The sequence below is a fragment of the Oceanobacillus sp. FSL H7-0719 genome, from assembly GCF_045040795.1.
Lineage (GTDB): Bacteria > Bacillota > Bacilli > Bacillales > Amphibacillaceae > Oceanobacillus.
On record NZ_CP150301.1, the window covers coordinates 1,339,612 to 1,356,808 of the forward strand.

The 17,197-nt window shown below is 37.4% G+C and carries 14 protein-coding genes; 5 read left to right on the forward strand and 9 right to left on the reverse strand.

Features of this window, described 5'->3' with window-relative positions:
- Positions 1–104 precede the first annotated feature (104 nt).
- From NST93_RS07160 to NST93_RS07175, 4 genes are all read left to right on the forward strand, one after another.
- Positions 105–758 (forward strand): GNAT family N-acetyltransferase, encoded by a 654-nt coding sequence (locus NST93_RS07160; protein WP_405102614.1) that lies wholly within the window; start codon positions 105–107, stop codon positions 756–758.
- Positions 759–1,409 carry an acetoin utilization AcuB family protein gene (locus tag NST93_RS07165; RefSeq protein WP_405102616.1) on the forward strand — a complete coding sequence of 217 codons (651 nt, stop codon included), beginning with the start codon at positions 759–761 and terminating at the stop codon, positions 1,407–1,409.
- On the forward strand, positions 1,406–2,581 hold the full coding sequence (locus tag NST93_RS07170) for an acetoin utilization protein AcuC (protein WP_405102618.1): 1,176 nt from the start codon (positions 1,406–1,408) through the stop codon (positions 2,579–2,581). Before NST93_RS07165 ends, NST93_RS07170 begins: the two co-directional genes overlap by 4 nt.
- A 143-nt stretch (positions 2,582–2,724) precedes the next feature.
- A complete protein-coding gene (locus NST93_RS07175) occupies positions 2,725–4,200 on the forward strand; it encodes a UDP-N-acetylmuramoyl-L-alanyl-D-glutamate--2,6-diaminopimelate ligase (protein WP_405102620.1) in 1,476 nt (491 codons plus the stop codon).
- Positions 4,201–4,253: 53 nt separating this feature from the next.
- Here the strand turns inward: NST93_RS07175 and ccpA are convergent, their stop codons facing one another.
- Together ccpA and NST93_RS07185 are read right to left on the reverse strand one after the other, a co-directional pair.
- Entirely contained in the window at positions 4,254–5,261 is a 1,008-nt protein-coding gene (gene ccpA, locus NST93_RS07180) for a catabolite control protein A (protein WP_405102622.1), read from the reverse strand.
- A gap of 201 nt (positions 5,262–5,462) precedes the next feature.
- Entirely contained in the window at positions 5,463–6,539 is a 1,077-nt protein-coding gene (locus NST93_RS07185; RefSeq protein WP_405102624.1) for a bifunctional 3-deoxy-7-phosphoheptulonate synthase/chorismate mutase, read from the reverse strand.
- Between the two features lie 257 nt (positions 6,540–6,796).
- Between NST93_RS07185 and NST93_RS07190 the strand changes: the two genes are divergently transcribed.
- On the forward strand, positions 6,797–8,920 hold the full coding sequence (locus NST93_RS07190) for a cell division protein FtsA (RefSeq protein ID WP_405103788.1): 2,124 nt from the start codon (positions 6,797–6,799) through the stop codon (positions 8,918–8,920).
- 152 nt (positions 8,921–9,072) lie between these two features.
- Here NST93_RS07190 and NST93_RS07195 read toward each other — a convergent pair whose 3' ends face one another.
- The 7 genes from NST93_RS07195 to NST93_RS07225 form a co-directional block, all read right to left on the reverse strand.
- Positions 9,073–9,663, reverse strand: a complete 591-nt coding sequence (locus NST93_RS07195) for a YtxH domain-containing protein (RefSeq protein WP_405102626.1) — start codon at positions 9,661–9,663, stop codon at positions 9,073–9,075.
- Between the two features lie 40 nt (positions 9,664–9,703).
- The gene (locus NST93_RS07200; RefSeq protein WP_405102628.1) at positions 9,704–10,108 is read right to left on the reverse strand and encodes a DUF948 domain-containing protein; all 405 of its coding nucleotides are present in this window, start codon (positions 10,106–10,108) and stop codon (positions 9,704–9,706) included.
- Positions 10,109–10,405: 297 nt separating this feature from the next.
- Positions 10,406–11,719, reverse strand: coding sequence for a UDP-N-acetylmuramate--L-alanine ligase (gene murC, locus NST93_RS07205; protein WP_405102629.1), 1,314 nt, complete (start codon positions 11,717–11,719; stop codon positions 10,406–10,408).
- A gap of 127 nt (positions 11,720–11,846) precedes the next feature.
- A complete protein-coding gene (locus NST93_RS07210; protein WP_405102631.1) occupies positions 11,847–12,953 on the reverse strand; it encodes a nicotinate phosphoribosyltransferase in 1,107 nt (368 codons plus the stop codon).
- A gap of 73 nt (positions 12,954–13,026) precedes the next feature.
- Positions 13,027–15,357 (reverse strand): DNA translocase FtsK, encoded by a 2,331-nt coding sequence (locus NST93_RS07215; RefSeq protein WP_405102633.1) that lies wholly within the window; start codon positions 15,355–15,357, stop codon positions 13,027–13,029.
- Positions 15,358–15,690: 333 nt separating this feature from the next.
- Positions 15,691–16,293, reverse strand: coding sequence for a YtpR family tRNA-binding protein (ytpR, locus tag NST93_RS07220; protein WP_405102635.1), 603 nt, complete (start codon positions 16,291–16,293; stop codon positions 15,691–15,693).
- A gap of 14 nt (positions 16,294–16,307) precedes the next feature.
- Complete coding sequence (locus NST93_RS07225; RefSeq protein ID WP_405102637.1) at positions 16,308–17,117, reverse strand: DUF1444 domain-containing protein; 810 nt, start codon at positions 17,115–17,117, stop codon at positions 16,308–16,310.
- Positions 17,118–17,197: the final 80 nt, after the last annotated feature.

The window sequence follows — 17,197 nt, forward strand, 5'->3', positions numbered from 1 at the left end:
TCATTTTTTAAAAAAATTATGAAACTTGATAAACTGTCTAAATTTTTCCCTGTAAATACTGTATACTGAATGTAAGCGCATTAAAAATATTAGGTGGTGACAGAGTGAAGCATGAGAAAAATTATCATTCGATAACCTATATGACATCGAATGGCCCAATTATCATAGAGGGGCCGCTCCGATCTGACCAATTGCAAAAATATAATTTTCACGAAAAGCTGACAGCATTTCGCCCAGCCGCAAAGCAATTTGAGGCAATTATAAGTATTGCTGATTGTCCCGAAGGCAGAATAATGGTTGCACGTACAGAGGAAATGATTGTTGGATATGTTACATATCTTTACCCTGACCCCTTAGAACGGTGGTCAGAATTCAATATGAAAGATTTAATCGTCCTAGGTGCAATTGAAATAATACCCGAATATCGTGGAGAACGCGTGGCATCTAATCTGCTCAAAGTTTCAATGATGGACCCATTTATGGAAAATTATATCGTTATATCAACTGAATATTATTGGCATTGGGATCTTGAAGGCACAAAATTGAGTATCTGGAATTACCGTAAAATCATGGAGAAAATGATGGCAGCTGGCGGCTTAACTCCCGCCCCAACAGATGACCCTGAAATCATCTCACATCCAGCAAATTGTTTAATGGCGCGTATTGGAAAGAATGTGCCAGAAGCATCGATAGATAGATTTAACCAGCTCAGATTTTTAACGAGGCATAATCAAAGGAAAATGAGAGAGGGATTATAAATGCTTGTAGAGACAATTATGAACAGAGACGTTGTTAGCCTGTCGCCGACTGCTACAATTGAAGAAGCTTTAAAATTATTAAAGAAACACCGAATCAGGCATATTCCAATTGTTGATGAAGAGAATCAAGTAATTGGCATCGTTTCTGACAGAGATGTACGTGATGCCAGTCCATCAATATTCATTAAAGACGGTGAAAGTCAGGAACTTCAGAACGAAATTCAAACGATTATGAGTCAGCCCGTTGTTACAGTTCATCCAATGGATTTTGTCGAAGAGATTGCCCGTATTTTTTATGATAAAGAATTCGCCTGTGTCCCTGTAGTAAGCAATAATAAGCTTGTAGGCGTTGTAACCGAGAAACATATGCTGCACAAATTAATCCAACTAACCGGCACACATGTTAAAGGATCACAAATTGAAGTAAAAGTTCCGCATCGCCCTGGCATATTGCCAGAGGTTGCACAGATTTTCGGTAATCATAATGTGAATATTGCTTCCGTCCTTATTTATCCTTATAACGATGACCCGCATTATAAAGTCCTTGTTTTTCGTGTGCAAACAATGAATCCGATGCCAATTATCAAAGATATCCGGGATGCTGGCTTTCCACTGCTATGGCCAAATAATATAATGGAGCCAAAGTTATGATGCAACATGCTAAATTTATTTTTTCTAATGAATTTTTAACCTATCATTTTAATCCCGAGCATCCCTTTAATCAAAAACGCGTATTACTTACAAAGGATTTATTAGAATGTATGAATTTGCTCGACCCGGAGGATATTATTCCCCCGAGAAAAGCTACAGATGAGGAATTAGCACTTTTTCACGATGTGCAATACATTGAGGCGGTTAAAAGGGCTAGTCAAAATAGACTGGGTGAAGATAAAGGTATTGTTTTTGGATTGGGAACCGAAGACACTCCAATGTTTGCCAATATGCACGAGGCATCCAGCTATCTTGTAGGAGGCACATTGACAGCAGTTGATGCAGTTTTAAACGGTGAAACGCTGCATGCTCTAAATCTGGGTGGCGGCCTGCACCATGGCTTTCAGCGGCAGGCAGCTGGTTTTTGTATCTATAATGATGGCGCAATCGCAATTAAGTATCTTCGGGAAAAGTATAATCTAAAAGTACTCTATGTCGATACAGATGCACATCATGGAGATGGTGTTCAATTAGCATTTTATGATGATCCAAATGTATGCACCTTTTCCATTCATGAGACTGGAAGATACCTCTTTCCTGGAACAGGAAACGTTGATGAGCGCGGGATTAAAGAAGGCCATGGCTATTCCTTCAATTTGCCCATTGATGCGTTCACGCAAGATGAATCTTTCCTGCAGCTTTATGAAACCGCATTCAAAGAGATTGCAGCATACTTTCAGCCGGATATTATTTTAACCCAAAACGGTGCAGATGCTCATGTATATGATCCACTGACCCATTTATGCGGTACAATGGCAATTTATGAAAAGATTCCACAGCTGGCACACGAACTCGCACATCAATACTGTGATGGCAAATGGGTCGCAACTGGCGGGGGCGGTTATGATATTTGGCGCGTTGTTCCAAGAGCATGGTCTCAGCTGTGGAGCGTCATGAAGTATAATAAAGTACTCGAAGGAAGTATTCCAGATGATTGGTTAAGCAAATGGCAGCCGGAAGCTCCAGTAGCCCTCCCACCTGCTTGGCATGACGGTGAAGATGCTTTGCCACACATTCCGAGGAAAACTGAAATAGAAGAGAAAAACAATAAACTGTTACAAAGTATGCTGAAATACACAAAGCATTCTCAGAGGCAAAATATAAATCCTTAGTATACCAAGATTTCTTTTCTTCAATAGACTTTACCTATAATTAAAGATATAATTATTGAGAAATCATCCACTGTTGCTGGACTGATTTCTTGTCTTGATTTAGAAAGAAAATGAAATCGAAAGTACCAGAAAGGATTTTACACATGAAACTACATGAACTATTAAAAACGGTAGAAATAGAAAATAATCCAATTATGGATATGCAGGATATTGAGATTGCAGGTGTATCTTATCATTCACAGATGGTTGCAGAGGATTATCTATTTGTGTGCATTCGCGGCTATCAAACAGATGGACATAAGTATCTTGCAGATGCTGCGACACGCGGAGCAATTATCGCTGTTGTCGAAGAGTATCAAGAACATATTGACATTCCGCAGTTTCTAGTTAAGAACGCGCGGAAGGCTCTAGCACAAATAAGCGCTAACTTCTATGAACAGCCTTCAGAGAAGTTAAAGATGATTGGAGTAACGGGTACGAATGGAAAAACGTCAATCACCTACTATATTAAATCAATTCTTGAAACAGCTCAGCAATCTGTCGGTGTAATTGGAACACTAGGAACGAATATTAATGGAAAATCAATTATTAATGATAATACAACACCCGAGTCCCTGAATTTACAGCAATTCTTTGCTGAAATGAATCAAGCTGAGACGAACTTTTGTTTAATGGAGGTTTCCTCCCATGCCTTACAATTGGACAGAGTGGCTGCTACAAGCTTTAATACAGGGATCTTCACTAATTTAAGTCCAGACCATTTAGAACTGCATAAATCAATGGAAGATTATTTCCAGGCAAAGGCAATGCTTTTCCAGATGACAGAGGATGTCAATATCATTAATGCAGATGATGTATATGGTCAAAAGTTGATTGAACAGCTCGAAAACCAAACTGTAAAAACGATTGCCTATGGCATTCATAAAAAAGCTGATTTCTATGCTACTAATATCAAATATAACTTTAACGAAACAACCTTTACACTTCACACACCAAATGAGACAGCTGAAATCACGATTCACCAGCCAGGTGAAATTTATGTTTCAAATAGTCTTGCAGCAATTGCTGCTGCGTATTGCAATGGAATAAGTCTGGAAGATATTAAAACCGGATTAGATAGGGTCAAGAATATTTCCGGCAGATTGGAAGTTGTCTATGAAAAGGATGATTTTAAAGTAATCGTAGATTTTGCTCATACTGAGGATGCCTTGAAAAAAACAATCGACGTTCTCAGACCATTTGTGAAAGGCAAAATTATTGTTGTCTTCGGTGTTTACGCAGATATGTCAGAAAGCGGTACAGAAAAACGTTCCGGAATGGGACGAGTGGCCGCAGAAAACGCAGACCTCTCTGTAGTTACTTTAGACAATCCAAAAAATCATGATATTGATCAGATGATGGCAGAAACCACTGCTGCAATTGAGAAATATAACGGCAACTATATCGCTATAAAAGATCGGGAACAAGCGATACGCCATGCAATTGAAGTAAGCAATAAAAATGATTTCATTCTGCTTGCTGGTAAAGGGCACGAAAATACGCAAGTCATTGGGGATAAATTAATTAATTTTTCTGAGAAAGCTATCGTTTTAGATGCAATGAAAACGGCTAATTTTTAACATTAAAAAGCAGAAATGAGAGAATCGCTCTCGTTTCTGCTTTTTTAAAAACATTATTGTTCATCATGAACTGTTGAATTTCTTTTCTCTAAACGATGCGGAAGGACAACATTTTTATCTGACACTTCTTCTTTATTCATATACTTCGTCAGCAATCGCATCGCTACTGCTCCAATGTCATACATTGGCTGAACAACTGTCGAAAGGGTCGGACGCACCATTTTCGCAAGCTTCGTATTATCGAAACCAAATACTTGTACATCTTCAGGAACCTTATAGCCGCGGTCTTGAAAACCATGAATCACACCGATTGCAATTTCATCAAAGGTAACAAAGACTGACGAAGGGAGTTTATCTAATTCCAGCAGCTTCTCAACTGCTGAGAGCCCGCCGTTATATGAATACTCGCCCTTAATAATATAGGAGTCATCCACCTCAATATTTGCTTCCTTTAAAGCCCGAAGATACCCTTCATACTTTAAATTATTAACCATTGAATCATTTGTCCCAGCAACTAGTGCCGGCTGTTCATTGCCGCCAGCAATCAGTTCTTTAGTCGCTTCATATGCAGCCAGTTCATAATCTATATTAACCGATGGTATAACATCAGTAGAATCATAAGTAGCAGCCAAGACTACTGGAACAGATGCTGTTTTAAATTGCTGGATATGTTCTTCCGTTATATTGCCGCCCATAAACAAAATTCCATCTACTTGTTTTTCCAGCATTGTATTAATAAGCTGTAATTCTTTTTCCTTATTCGAATCTGAATTACTTAAAATAATATTATACTTATACATTGTTGCGATGTCTTCGATTCCTCGTGCTAATTCAGAAAAGAAAATATTAGATATGTCTGGAATGATAGCTCCGACTGTTGTTGTTTTTTTACTTGCCAATCCACGAGCCACAGCATTCGGGCGATAGCCTAAGCGTTCAATAGTAGCTAATACTTTCTTTCTTGTGGTTGGTTTCACATTCGGGTTGCCATTCACAACACGCGAGACAGTAGCCATGGATACGTTAGCTTCTCGCGCGACATCATAAATTGTTATTGTCATCAAGATACCTCCAGTAAATTCGTACTCCTTTTTTATATCATACGCTACCATGAAAATTTTTTCAAAATAAATAGGAGTTTTTCTAGCTTTTATTCGTATTTTTTGCAGAAAAATTACTTTCACACTCTTTTAAATTATTCCCATTTTCATTCTAAAATAATCCAATTAAAAACTGCTTCCCTCTTCAGGAAGCAGTTTCTGCTATTTCAAACGTCTTTCCAAATCTGTTATTTCTTCGAAGAAACGATCGAATGTTGGAATATCCATCTGCTGAGCCGAATCAGATAATGCTACCGCAGGATCCGGATGCACTTCTGCCATAATCCCATCTGCGCCAATTGCGAGAGCCGCTTTAGCCGCTGGGAGTAATAAATCTCGTCTCCCTGTGGAATGTGTTACATCTACCATAATCGGAAGATGCGTTTCTTTCTTTAATACTGGCACCGCGGAAATATCCAGTGTATTTCTCGTAGCAGTTTCATATGTTCTAATCCCGCGCTCACAAAGAATGATATTTGGATTACCGCGTGAAATAATGTATTCTGCAGCATTAATGAACTCAGAAATGGTTGCAGATAATCCCCGCTTAAGCAGAACCGGTTTGTTCACATCTCCAGCAGCTTTTAGTAATTCGAAGTTTTGCATATTTCTTGCACCAATTTGAATGACATCAATATACTCAACCGCTTCCTCAATATGTGCTGGGTTAACAATTTCACTTATAACCGCAAGTCCATATTCATCAGCGACACGCTTGAGAATTTGTAATCCTTCTACTCCAAGACCCTGGAAATCATATGGCGATGTACGTGGTTTAAATGCTCCCCCGCGCAATAGTTTTAAACCTTTTGATTTGATTGTTTCTGCTACTTGAGCAACCTGTTCATAGCTTTCAACCGCACATGGTCCAAAGATATAATTAGCACTCCCATCACCTATCGTTGCTCCATTAATTTCAATTACAGTGTTTTCAGCTTGTTTTTTACGGGAAACTAGTAAAGCTTTCTTCCCATCATCTTTTTGAAGTTCAAGTCCTGCTTTAAAAATTTCTTTGAAAATATGATCAATTGTTGCATTTTCAAACGGTCCATTATTATGCTTTTTAATTAAATCAAGCATTTCCCTTTCACGTATAGGATCAAAACGATACATACTCTGCTTGCTCTTCACTTCGCCAATTTCTTGAACTAATTCTGCCCGGCGATTAATTAAGTTCAGAATTTCTAAGTTCACTTCATCTAGCTGGTTTCTAAGTTGTTCCATTTTATTACTGCTCATCCCATACGCCTCCTGTAATGATTTTAATAATTAGAAACAATTATAGCCAAATATCGACCATTTGTCACTATTAAGTTTATAATATATCTATGAAGTTATTTTTATAAAGCTTTTTTCATCAAAATAAACACACTCAGAATGAAATGAGAAGCATCTTTTGGTAGTATAAGAGAGATAAGCACATAGAATACATTATAAAAATACTTTTCTTCAAAGCATATCTATTTGCTGGAAAGGAGCAATACATTTTGGATGATGTGATTTTTGCCCTCGATATTGGAACACGTTCTGTCACAGGGACGATTATTCAAAAAGAAAATGATTCATTTAAAATTATAGATCATTATACAAAAGAACATGATGACCGTTCTATGCGTGATGGCCAAATCCACGATGTAATAGCTGTGGCAAACATTATTAATACAGTAAAGGAAACGTTAGAAGACCGCCTTGGCTATTCATTACATAAAGTTTGTGTTGCAGCTGCTGGTCGAGCACTAAAAACGATTGAAGCACGTGCAGTAGTTGATTTAAAAACATACCCCATCCATACAAGGGAGGATGTTAAACATCTTGAGCTTTCGGCATTACAAGCAGCACAGGAAAAACTGACAAATGAACACGGAAATGACAGCTACAGTAATTATTATTGTGTCGGCTACTCTCTTCTCTATTACAAATTGGATGGTGAGAGAATCGGTTCGCTTATCGAACAAAAAGGAAACGAAGCAAGTGCCGATATTATCGCTACCTTCTTGCCAAAAATTGTTGTTGAATCCTTGCTGACAGCTATCACAAAAGCTGGACTGGAAATGGAAGCTATGACACTTGAGCCAATCGCTGCACTGCATGTACTAATTCCAGAATCCATGCGCAGATTAAATGTTGTGCTAGTAGATATTGGAGCTGGAACAAGTGACATCGCAATTACAGACAAAGGTACCGTTGTCGCCTATGGAATGGTACCAGCTGCTGGTGATGAAATAACAGAAGCGGTCAGTGACCAATATCTGCTCGATTTTCCAAAAGCTGAGCTGTTGAAACGGCAAGTTGTGAATGAGGGATTAGCGGAAGTCGAGGATATACTTGGTTTTATAACAGAGGTTTCTTATGAAAATTTAGTACAGGATATTCAAGAAAAGATTGATTCTCTGGTAGGAGTAATTGCAGATGAAATTCTGCAGCTCAACGCAAAGTCACCACGAGCTGTAATGCTTGTTGGCGGTGGCAGTCTTACACCGCAAATAACAGAAAAACTGGCCGAAAAGTTAGATTTGCCAAGCAACCGGGTAGCTGTAAGAGGAGTTGAGGCAGTCGCCCAACTTTCGGCAACAGATAGTTTACCTGCTGGACCTATGTTTGTAACACCAATCGGTATTGCAATTACAGCAAAAGAACGCCCAGTTCAATATGTAAGTGTGAAAGTTAACGGTCAAACCGTGCGCTTATTTGAAATGAACCAATTAACGGTTGGAGACTGCCTTGTGCAAGCCGGCTATGAAATCAATCGACTATATGGAAAACCCGGAATCGCTAAAATAGTTACTGTAAATGGACAGGATGTTACAATCCCTGGAGAATTTGGAAAAGCGCCGGAGGTATTTATTAATGAAATCAAAACAACTGTAAATAACCCGGCCCAAAATGGGGATTACATTCGTATAGAAAAAGGAATAGACGGTGCTCCCGCCCACATTACTCTGGGTGAGTTAATTGATGATACAGCACAATTTCAGGTTTATTTTGAAAATCAAACCTATAAGATGGGAAATTCTTATTCCGTCAATAAACGAGCTGTTTCGACCGACTATATTATCCAAGATAAAGATAGAATTGAGTGGAAAAGACTTGAAAAAGTGGAAGATTTCTTTGATTATTATTTTCCAGGCAAGCAGTTAACAAAAGAATACCCTGTTATTGTGAATCACAAACAAATCAATCTTATACGAGCAGAAACTCAAATACTTATAAACGGAAATGCAGCTTCTCTAAATGACCGGCTGCACGAATCAGATCAGTTAAGTCTTATCTCAGCGAATAAACCGGACATTGCAGATCTTTTTGAAGAACTGGACAAGCCCTATTGGCAATCCATTCATATTTCATTTAATGGTGAAAAAGTAACATTAAGACAGCAAGCATATCATGTCATGCGAAAGGATGAAACGCTTGACTTTCATAGCTTAATCGAAAGAAATGAACAAATTAAAATAACAGAGAAAACTCAAACACCATTTATTTTTCAACAAGTTTTTGGTGAAGTAGATATTGATTTAACACATGCATCAGGTAAATTTAACATCTATTGCAATGATAAAAAAGCAAGTTTCGATACGATCATTCGTTCTGGAGATAAACTTGAGATTATCTGGGACAAGTGATCAACATAGACTAAAATATCATGCGTAAAGTAAATTATTGACGAGCTATCCTATTCGAGTTGAGAATGCAGCATTGTAAAACCAAATCATTTTAAAGTTTTATACGCATGGAAAATGAAAAAGCTACAGCCAAATCCAGCTGTAGCTTTTTATTATTTACTTTTTGTATTATCAGTTGCTTTGTTTACCGCTTTATCAGCTGTTTTAACTGCTTTATCCGCCGTCTTTTCTGTTTTGTTTACTGCTTTCTCTGCCTTGCCAGCAGACTTGTCAATCTGTTTGTCTGCTTTATCAGCTGCTTGTTCTACTTTTTTATTTACTGTTTTTTCTGCAGTTTTTGCTGCTTCTTCTGTTGCTTTAGCTGCTTCCTCTGCTTTTTCAGTAGCTTTTTCTGTTAAATCCTGCGTTTTTTGAGTCACTGCTTTGGAAACTTCCTGCGCTTTATCCGCTGCAGCTTTAGTTAATTCTTTTGATTTCTTCGTAAGGTCTGCTGAAGTGCTCATTGCTTTCTTTTTAAGTTCAGATCCAGTTGTATAGGCTTTATCCTTCCAATCAGAACTCTTTTCAGCTGCCATATCTTTAAACTCTCCAGCACGGTATTTCATTTGCTGTGCACCCATGCTCAAGTCACTGCGGGTTTCTCTGCCTGACTTCGGTGCGAATAGTAACGCTGTTGATGCTCCGATTACTGCTCCTAAAATTACGCCGACTGTAAAATCTCTTGAGTTATTATTTTCTGCCACTTCTATTCCCTCCATTAAATTTAAATTGTTTTAGTGGTTACTATTTTTCTTTTTTAAAAACATATTCTAATATAGATGCTCCCCACTTTACTGCTTGAGAAGTTTTTTCCTGTTCCTCTTGAGAAGCGCGAGAAACACTATTTGTAAGTTGTTTTAACGAATGATCAAACTCATTGATTGTTTCTCCAATACCTCTTGCCCCATCCAGCAGCCCATCTAATTTAGCAGATTTTTGCTCTGCGTCAGCTGCTAAACGATTTGTTTTTGTTAATAATTCTGTCGTTTCATCCGTAACTCCCTTCATCTGTGTTTCAATTCCATCCAGTGTCGTGGAAACATCGTTCATAAATTCCTTCGTTACTTTTAAAGTATTAATAATATAGACTGTCAGTACCACAAGAGCTATAAGTGCGATGATTATAGCAGTATAAAGCATGATTTCCATATTCTAAAACAGCTCCTTCATTTAATTAAAAATTTATATATTGCTAAATAACATCTTTATAGTGCTAAATGTCAACGGTACTTAATTAAATATACCCCAACTCTTTGATGCTAAACATTTACACACTAAAAATTGCCGAGCAACTAATAACATTAGTATATAACTTTATTACACTATTTTCGAATAATATGATGAAAATTATGCAGACAGCAATTTAAAATAAAAAAAGCCTGCAGGTTGTCTCCTCCAAAGCGCATGAATCATTAGCTTTAGTCTCCCTTCCTAACAGGCATTTTATTACTTATTAATTATTTTGTCATGTACACCTGGCTTATACGCCTCAATAAACTTCTGTATATCCCCTGCTCCCATGAATAGGAGCACACTGTCCTCATACTGTTCAAGAACCTCTGTATGATTTATATCAAGCATTTTACAATCATCAATTAAAGCTTGAAGATCAGCAATCGTTAACTTGCCTGTTTCTTCTCGAGCAGAACCAAAGATATCACAAAGATAAATTTCATCCGCTCCTGCAAGACTATCCGCAAACTCTTGTAAGAAGGTCTTTGTTCTCGTAAACGTATGTGGTTGAAAAATTGCTACAATACGCTTAGTGGGATATTTTTTCTTTGCTGATTCAATAGTTGCCATAATTTCACGCGGATGATGCGCATAATCGTCAATAATAATTTGCTTGCCGACGGTCTTTTCGCTAAAACGACGCTTCACTCCACTAAAACTGCTTAATTTCTTAATATCTTCTGCCGGCATACCCTCATAATGACACAAAGCAATGACCGAGAGCGCATTAAGTATATGATGGTCACCATACATTGGTATTGTAAAGGTATCATAGAAAGTATTTCTTACAAATACATCAAAAGAAGTTCCGTTTTTTGTATTTTGAATATTCTGTGCTTGGAAGTCATTTCCTGAACCGAAACCATAGTAAACGACAGGCACTTTTGCTGTAATCCTTTGAAGATATTCATCATCACCACAAGCAATAATGCCTTTCCTCACACGGTCAGCCATTGCTTGGAAAGCACTAAACACATCGTCAACACTTGTAAAGTAATCAGGATGGTCAAAATCAATATTTGTCATAATTGCATAATCAGGCTCATAGCTTAGAAAATGCCGGCGGTATTCACATGCTTCAAATACAAAATATTCACTATCCACATGCCCTTTTCCCGTTCCATCTCCAATCAGATGAGAAATAGGGAAAGCTTCGTTAAGAACATGCGCAAGCAATCCAGTCGTAGACGTCTTTCCATGTGAACCAGTTATTGCAATACTTCTATATTGTTTCGCCAATTCTCCAAGAAAATCATGATATCTATAAAAAGTACAGCCTAAGCGTTTTGCTTCTTGAATTTCTTCGTGGTCATCAGAAAATGCATTACCTGCAATTATTGTATAATTTTTTTTAATATTATCAGTTGTGAATGGAAGGATTGGAATGTTTTTTTCCAAAAGTGCTTCTTCAGTGAAAAAGTGTTTCTCAACATCAGAACCTTGAACTTTTTCCCCAGAATCAAAAAGAATTTGGGCAAGTGCACTCATTCCAGTTCCCTTTATACCAATAAGATGGTAAGTTGTCATAAAAAAGAACCTCCAAATGTTCAAAAAAGGATTTTACTTACTATTTGTGATAGATTATCACACAATTAATCATTATAGCAAAAATTCTACCACATGAAAATACTTCTTTCATCCTATCTTGTTTCTATTATTCGCTGTATTCCACTAGTTCTAAACGCGGATTCGGGCGGAATCTCCGCCCTTCCTTTGCTTCAGGTGATCCATTTAATAGCACCAGGTCGCCTGTAAATCCAAAATTTAGCCGGAGCAAACTTCTTCCTACACCATACATATCAACTGGAACACCGGCTTTTTCAAATTCTGTAATACGTTCTTCCGTGAATCCGCCTGATACCATGATTTTAACATGCTGGAAGCCTTCATCATCCAAAGCTTTTCTTAAAGCAAATAATAATTCTGGGTTTACGCCTCTGGGGTCAAAGGTTCCCATTAAATGATGATTTCTTAAGAAATACTTATCGACTAGTGTCCGGGACGTGTCCAGACGAACAGACTTCAATTTTTCACCGAACTTTTTAGCTACCTTTAAAGAATCCGTTATAACGTCATTATTATAATCTACAAGTGCCGCTAATTCATCGTCTGGAAACATTTCATGATATGCTTCAGCCGCAGCAACAACATCTCCGCGAAACATTTGAATCAAGGCATGCGGCATGGTTCCCATACCTTCTTTTCCCCACCATTCATTCATCGCATGTGTCGCCTGAGCAGTAGAACCACCAATAAATGCAGCATAGCCATCACCAGCTTGGGTTGTATAGTGATCATCCCTATCACCCATGAATATAACAGGCTTTTGTACGCCACTCGTTCTTGCAGCTTTTACCACATTGTATACATTCGTTGCCACAGATGTTCTTCTTGCTAAAATTCCATCGATAATTCCTTCCAGGTAACCGAATTGCTGGTATGACCCTGATATAGTTAGGACTGTCTCATATGGACTGATTTTATCCCCGTCTTTTAAAGATTTAATCTCTAGGGTTTCCGGTTTATCTGCGAAGGTATGTAATAGAGCAATTACCTCGTCTGCCCCACATAAAACAGCTTCTTCTTTTTGAAAAAACTGCATTGTAACATGATTATTTGGAAGCTTTTCTTCAGCAATTTTCTTCGTTTTTAAAAAATATACTGCCGAAAACCAGCCCTCACGTATTCTTTCATCAAATTTAAATGTTTTATTTGTTAATCGTTCAATCTTACCCGAGAGTTTTTGTTCTATTTCTTTCATAACCTGTTCTCCTTATAATATACGTATTATTAGTATGTTAATAAAAAATTAAAACGGAAACAAATCTTATATACTATTCTACCATTGATTCTGTCACGAGCACATCTCTGGGTTTACTGCCATTTTGTCCAGAAATAATACCTCTGGCTTCCATCGTATCAATTAATCTTGCGGCACGATTATATCCCACTTTAAAATGACGCTGCAGCATGGATGTGCTTGCACTTCTCTGATGAAGGACAAATTGAATTGCTTCATCAAGTAATTCATCCTCGTCTTCATCTGCAAAAATTTGCTCAAGCAGCTGTTCTTGTTCAAATAAATATTCAGGTTCTGCAATTTCACGTGCAAATGCAGTAACTCTTTCAATTTCATCGTCAGAAACAAAAGGACCCTGCAAACGGACACTCTTTCCTGTACCATTTTCCATGAACAGCATATCGCCTTTTCCAAGCAGCTTCTCCGCCCCGCTGGCATCTAAAATTGTCCGGGAATCAACTTGTGAAGAGACACTAAAAGCTATCCTTGTAGGAATATTAGCTTTAATTAAGCCAGTAATTACATCAACAGATGGACGTTGTGTAGCGAGCAGTAAATGAATACCGCATGCTCTGGCCTTTTGAGCGATTCTGCTAATTGAGTTTTCGACATCCTGTGGCGACATCATCATTAAATCAGCAAGTTCATCAATTACAATAACGATATACGGCATTTTCTTATCTGTACGTCCAGCATTCACTACTTTTCTATTATAGCGTTCTATGTCACGTACTCCCTCTTCAACAAAGCTTTCATAGCGTTCCTCCATCTCATTCACTGCCCATTTTAAGCTCTGAGTTGCAGCTTTTACATCTGTAATTACGGGAGCAACAAGATGAGGGATACCATTATAAGGTGCTAATTCAACCATTTTAGGATCAATTAGTAAGAATTTCACATCTTCATGACTTGCTTTATATAAAATACTGAGCAAGATTGCATTAATACAGACACTTTTTCCGGAACCAGTAGCTCCTGCAATCAATCCATGGGGCATCTTTTGGATATTCGTTACCTTTGGTTCCCCTTCTATATCCAAGCCTAAGGCAATTGCCAGAGGAGAATTACTATTTGTAAATTGGTCGGTCTCAAGAATCTCTTGAAGACCTACAGTTTGTGCCTTAGGATTTGGCACTTCTATTCCAACCGTATTTTTCCCAGGTATTGGAGCTTCAATACGGATATCTTTTGCAGACATATTTAATTTAAGATCATCACTCAAATTTCTTATTTTGCTTACTTTAACTCCCATTTCCGGCTGCACCTCAAACCGTGTAACTGACGGTCCTTGTGTTGCTTTCACTACTCGCGCTGCAACATTAAAGTGCTTCAATGTCTGTTCAAGCAAATCCTGTTGTTCCTCAATCCAAATATCATTTTCATTATTAGCTGGGACAGGATCATCAAGTAAATGATATGGAATTTGCTGTTGTTTTTCTTCTTTGTTTTCTAATATTGAAGGCTTACGATCTACTTTCTCTGTTTCTTTTGGTTTTTCAGCAGTTTTCGGCCTGTTTATCGTACCTGACTGATATAAAACCCGCTGTTTATCTGCAGGTGTCATCATTACATTATACGGTTTAAGATTATGCTTCTCTTTTTCTTTTCTTTTTTCAGCATAGTTTTTTCGCTGTTTCTGTTTTTTCTGTTCCTTTTGTGTTATAGCCGGTGTATTTTCTTCTTTAATCATTTGCTGAATTGTTTTAAACTCAACTTTTTCTTTTGTTTTTTCTTCCTTACTTTCTGCAGAATCTTCTATTATTTCCTCTGTTTCCATTGCTGGTTGAAATGGAATAATTTGCAAATCGCTTCTTTCTGTTATTTCTTCTTCAGGTTTCTCAATGGCCGAGACAGCTTCAAAGACTTGTATCTCCTTTTCACTATCCTCTTGTTCGTAAGACGCATGGAACACTTTCTCTAATACTTCTTTTTCCAAAGTTTCCTGTTCTTGCTGTTTCCGCTGGTATGCGGGTATATTTTCAATAGAATTATTGCGTTTTTGAAGTCCATAAATTGGTGATGGTACCTCTGAGGGTGTAAATGGTGGTGCATCCTCATTTTTATAGACTTTCCTGGTATATTGCTGTTCTTGTACTCGATTAGTTTTAAGCTCTCGTTTAATTTTAGGCTCTCGTTTTTTCACCTGATCACGACGCAGATATGCTGGACTTTCTTCATTCTTGGCAACTGGTTTTTGCTCATCAGGAATTACTGGGAAACGAAAAGATTTATTTTCAGGATATTGATACGTTATTTTAGGTTTTATTTCCTGGCGATAAGGACGAATTTCCTGCTCCAGCTCGTTTGTATCTATTGTATCGGCTTGGATTAGATTTTTCATTTTATTTTTCAATTGCTTCCACATTTTAGTTCACTCATTTCTATTTCTTACGTCTTGCTTCTTCTATTTTAACAGTTTTCTTTTTTATTTGTAGTTTTCTTTGAGAAAAACAGATATTCTATGCTTTTGACTATTGTGAATTTAAAGCTGGAAACGTAAAGGACACGACTGTTTGTTTCACATATTTCATGTAAACATCTGTTCTATTTAATCCAAGACAATTTTAATTTTGTTGAACTGCTTTTTTACTGGAGGTTTGCAATCCCAATACTTCTTACCATTCATTATGTGACCGTTTTAATAGAAAATAAAAAAGCACATGCTTTTCTTTTGAAGAAATGGCATGTGCTTTTTAGTTTAAAATGTGAATTCTTCTCCAGCTTGGTAGCTGTCGTTTAGAACGTAGATCCCTTTTTCTTCAGGCGCGTTTGGCAGTCCTAATTCTTTTTGAGAACAGATCATACCATTTGATGGTACCCCGCGAAGCTCAGTTGGTTTGATTTTTAAGCCACTTGGCATTGTAGCGCCAACCTTTGCAACCAAGACCTTTTGATCAGCTGCTACATTCGGGGCACCACATACAATCTGTAACATTTCATTTCCAACATCCACAGTACAAACACTTAGTTTATCAGCATTTTCATGTTGAACCTTTTCTTTAACATAGCCCACAACAAATTTTGGACTTAAATCAAAATCAAGTGGATCATTTAGATTATTTTTTTCAAAAAAGTTTTTTATCTCAGCTAGAAATGACTCTGTTAATTTAAGTGTCCCAGTACCCGGGATTTCCAAATGCTTGGAAGCTTCAAATATATTATAGCCAAGCAGGTCCCCGTCATTGCTGGTTATTTTCGTTATGTCTCCATATTTTTCATGTTTCATTTCATAGCGTTTTCCGTCTTCTACTGGAATAATCAGTACATCACCGATTCCTTCCGGGTTATAAAATACATTCATTTCGTTCTTCCTCTCTAGTTTTTCTCCGGACGATTTTTTGCAAGTATGAAGATTGGCTCAAGCTTTTTCTCATCATAAACAAACGGCAGAGAAGTAATTGGAATACGGCCCTCTGTGAAGTACTTCATTGTCAGCTGTGCAAGAATGTCATAGCCTGTCTTATTTTGAATGTCTGCAATAACCAATACATCTTGATGCGGTGTAGCTACAGTCATATCGCCTTTCATATTTGCTTTCATTTCTTCTAAAAATGCTTCATTTAAGATTCTAGTAGCATCATAACCATCCTGTGTTGCGATAAAATAAAAATCATTTTCAGCAACCCGATCCACTTTATAATCAGTTGAAAGTGACCTTGCATTAAACATTCCTATTTCATCGATATGCTTTTTGTTCCAGCCAGCTTCAGCGAGTAAACTTTCATCGATTAAACGGTAGGATTTCCCTTCATCTAAAGCATAGAAAATTCTCGTTTCAGCAGTATGGTCTTTATAAACGAGTTTTTTTCCTGCTTTTGTTTTTCTCGGAAAGGATGTGGAACGAATAACCGGAATAACGTGCTTCTCCATCCCAGTAAGCTTTACTTCTTCTTTCATCATCCTTAATGCTTCATTAATATGCTCGACTACTTCATCGATTGTTTCTTCACCGCGAGTATCATATTTTGCAACAAGATTCGGCAAAGTCAAAGTTAACCCTTGTTTAGTATCCTTCCATTCAATACGAAGTTTATCATCTTTGCGATTGAACCTAAAGGCATATTTATCATGATTATTTAACCGCTTTTGTAATATATCATTCATGCGGCTTGTTGTCATTTTCATCGAAGTTTTTAACCTCCTTTTATTTTTAGTTAGTCAGCTTCCGGATTGATAGTTTATTTAAAAAATCTGCTAACAATATA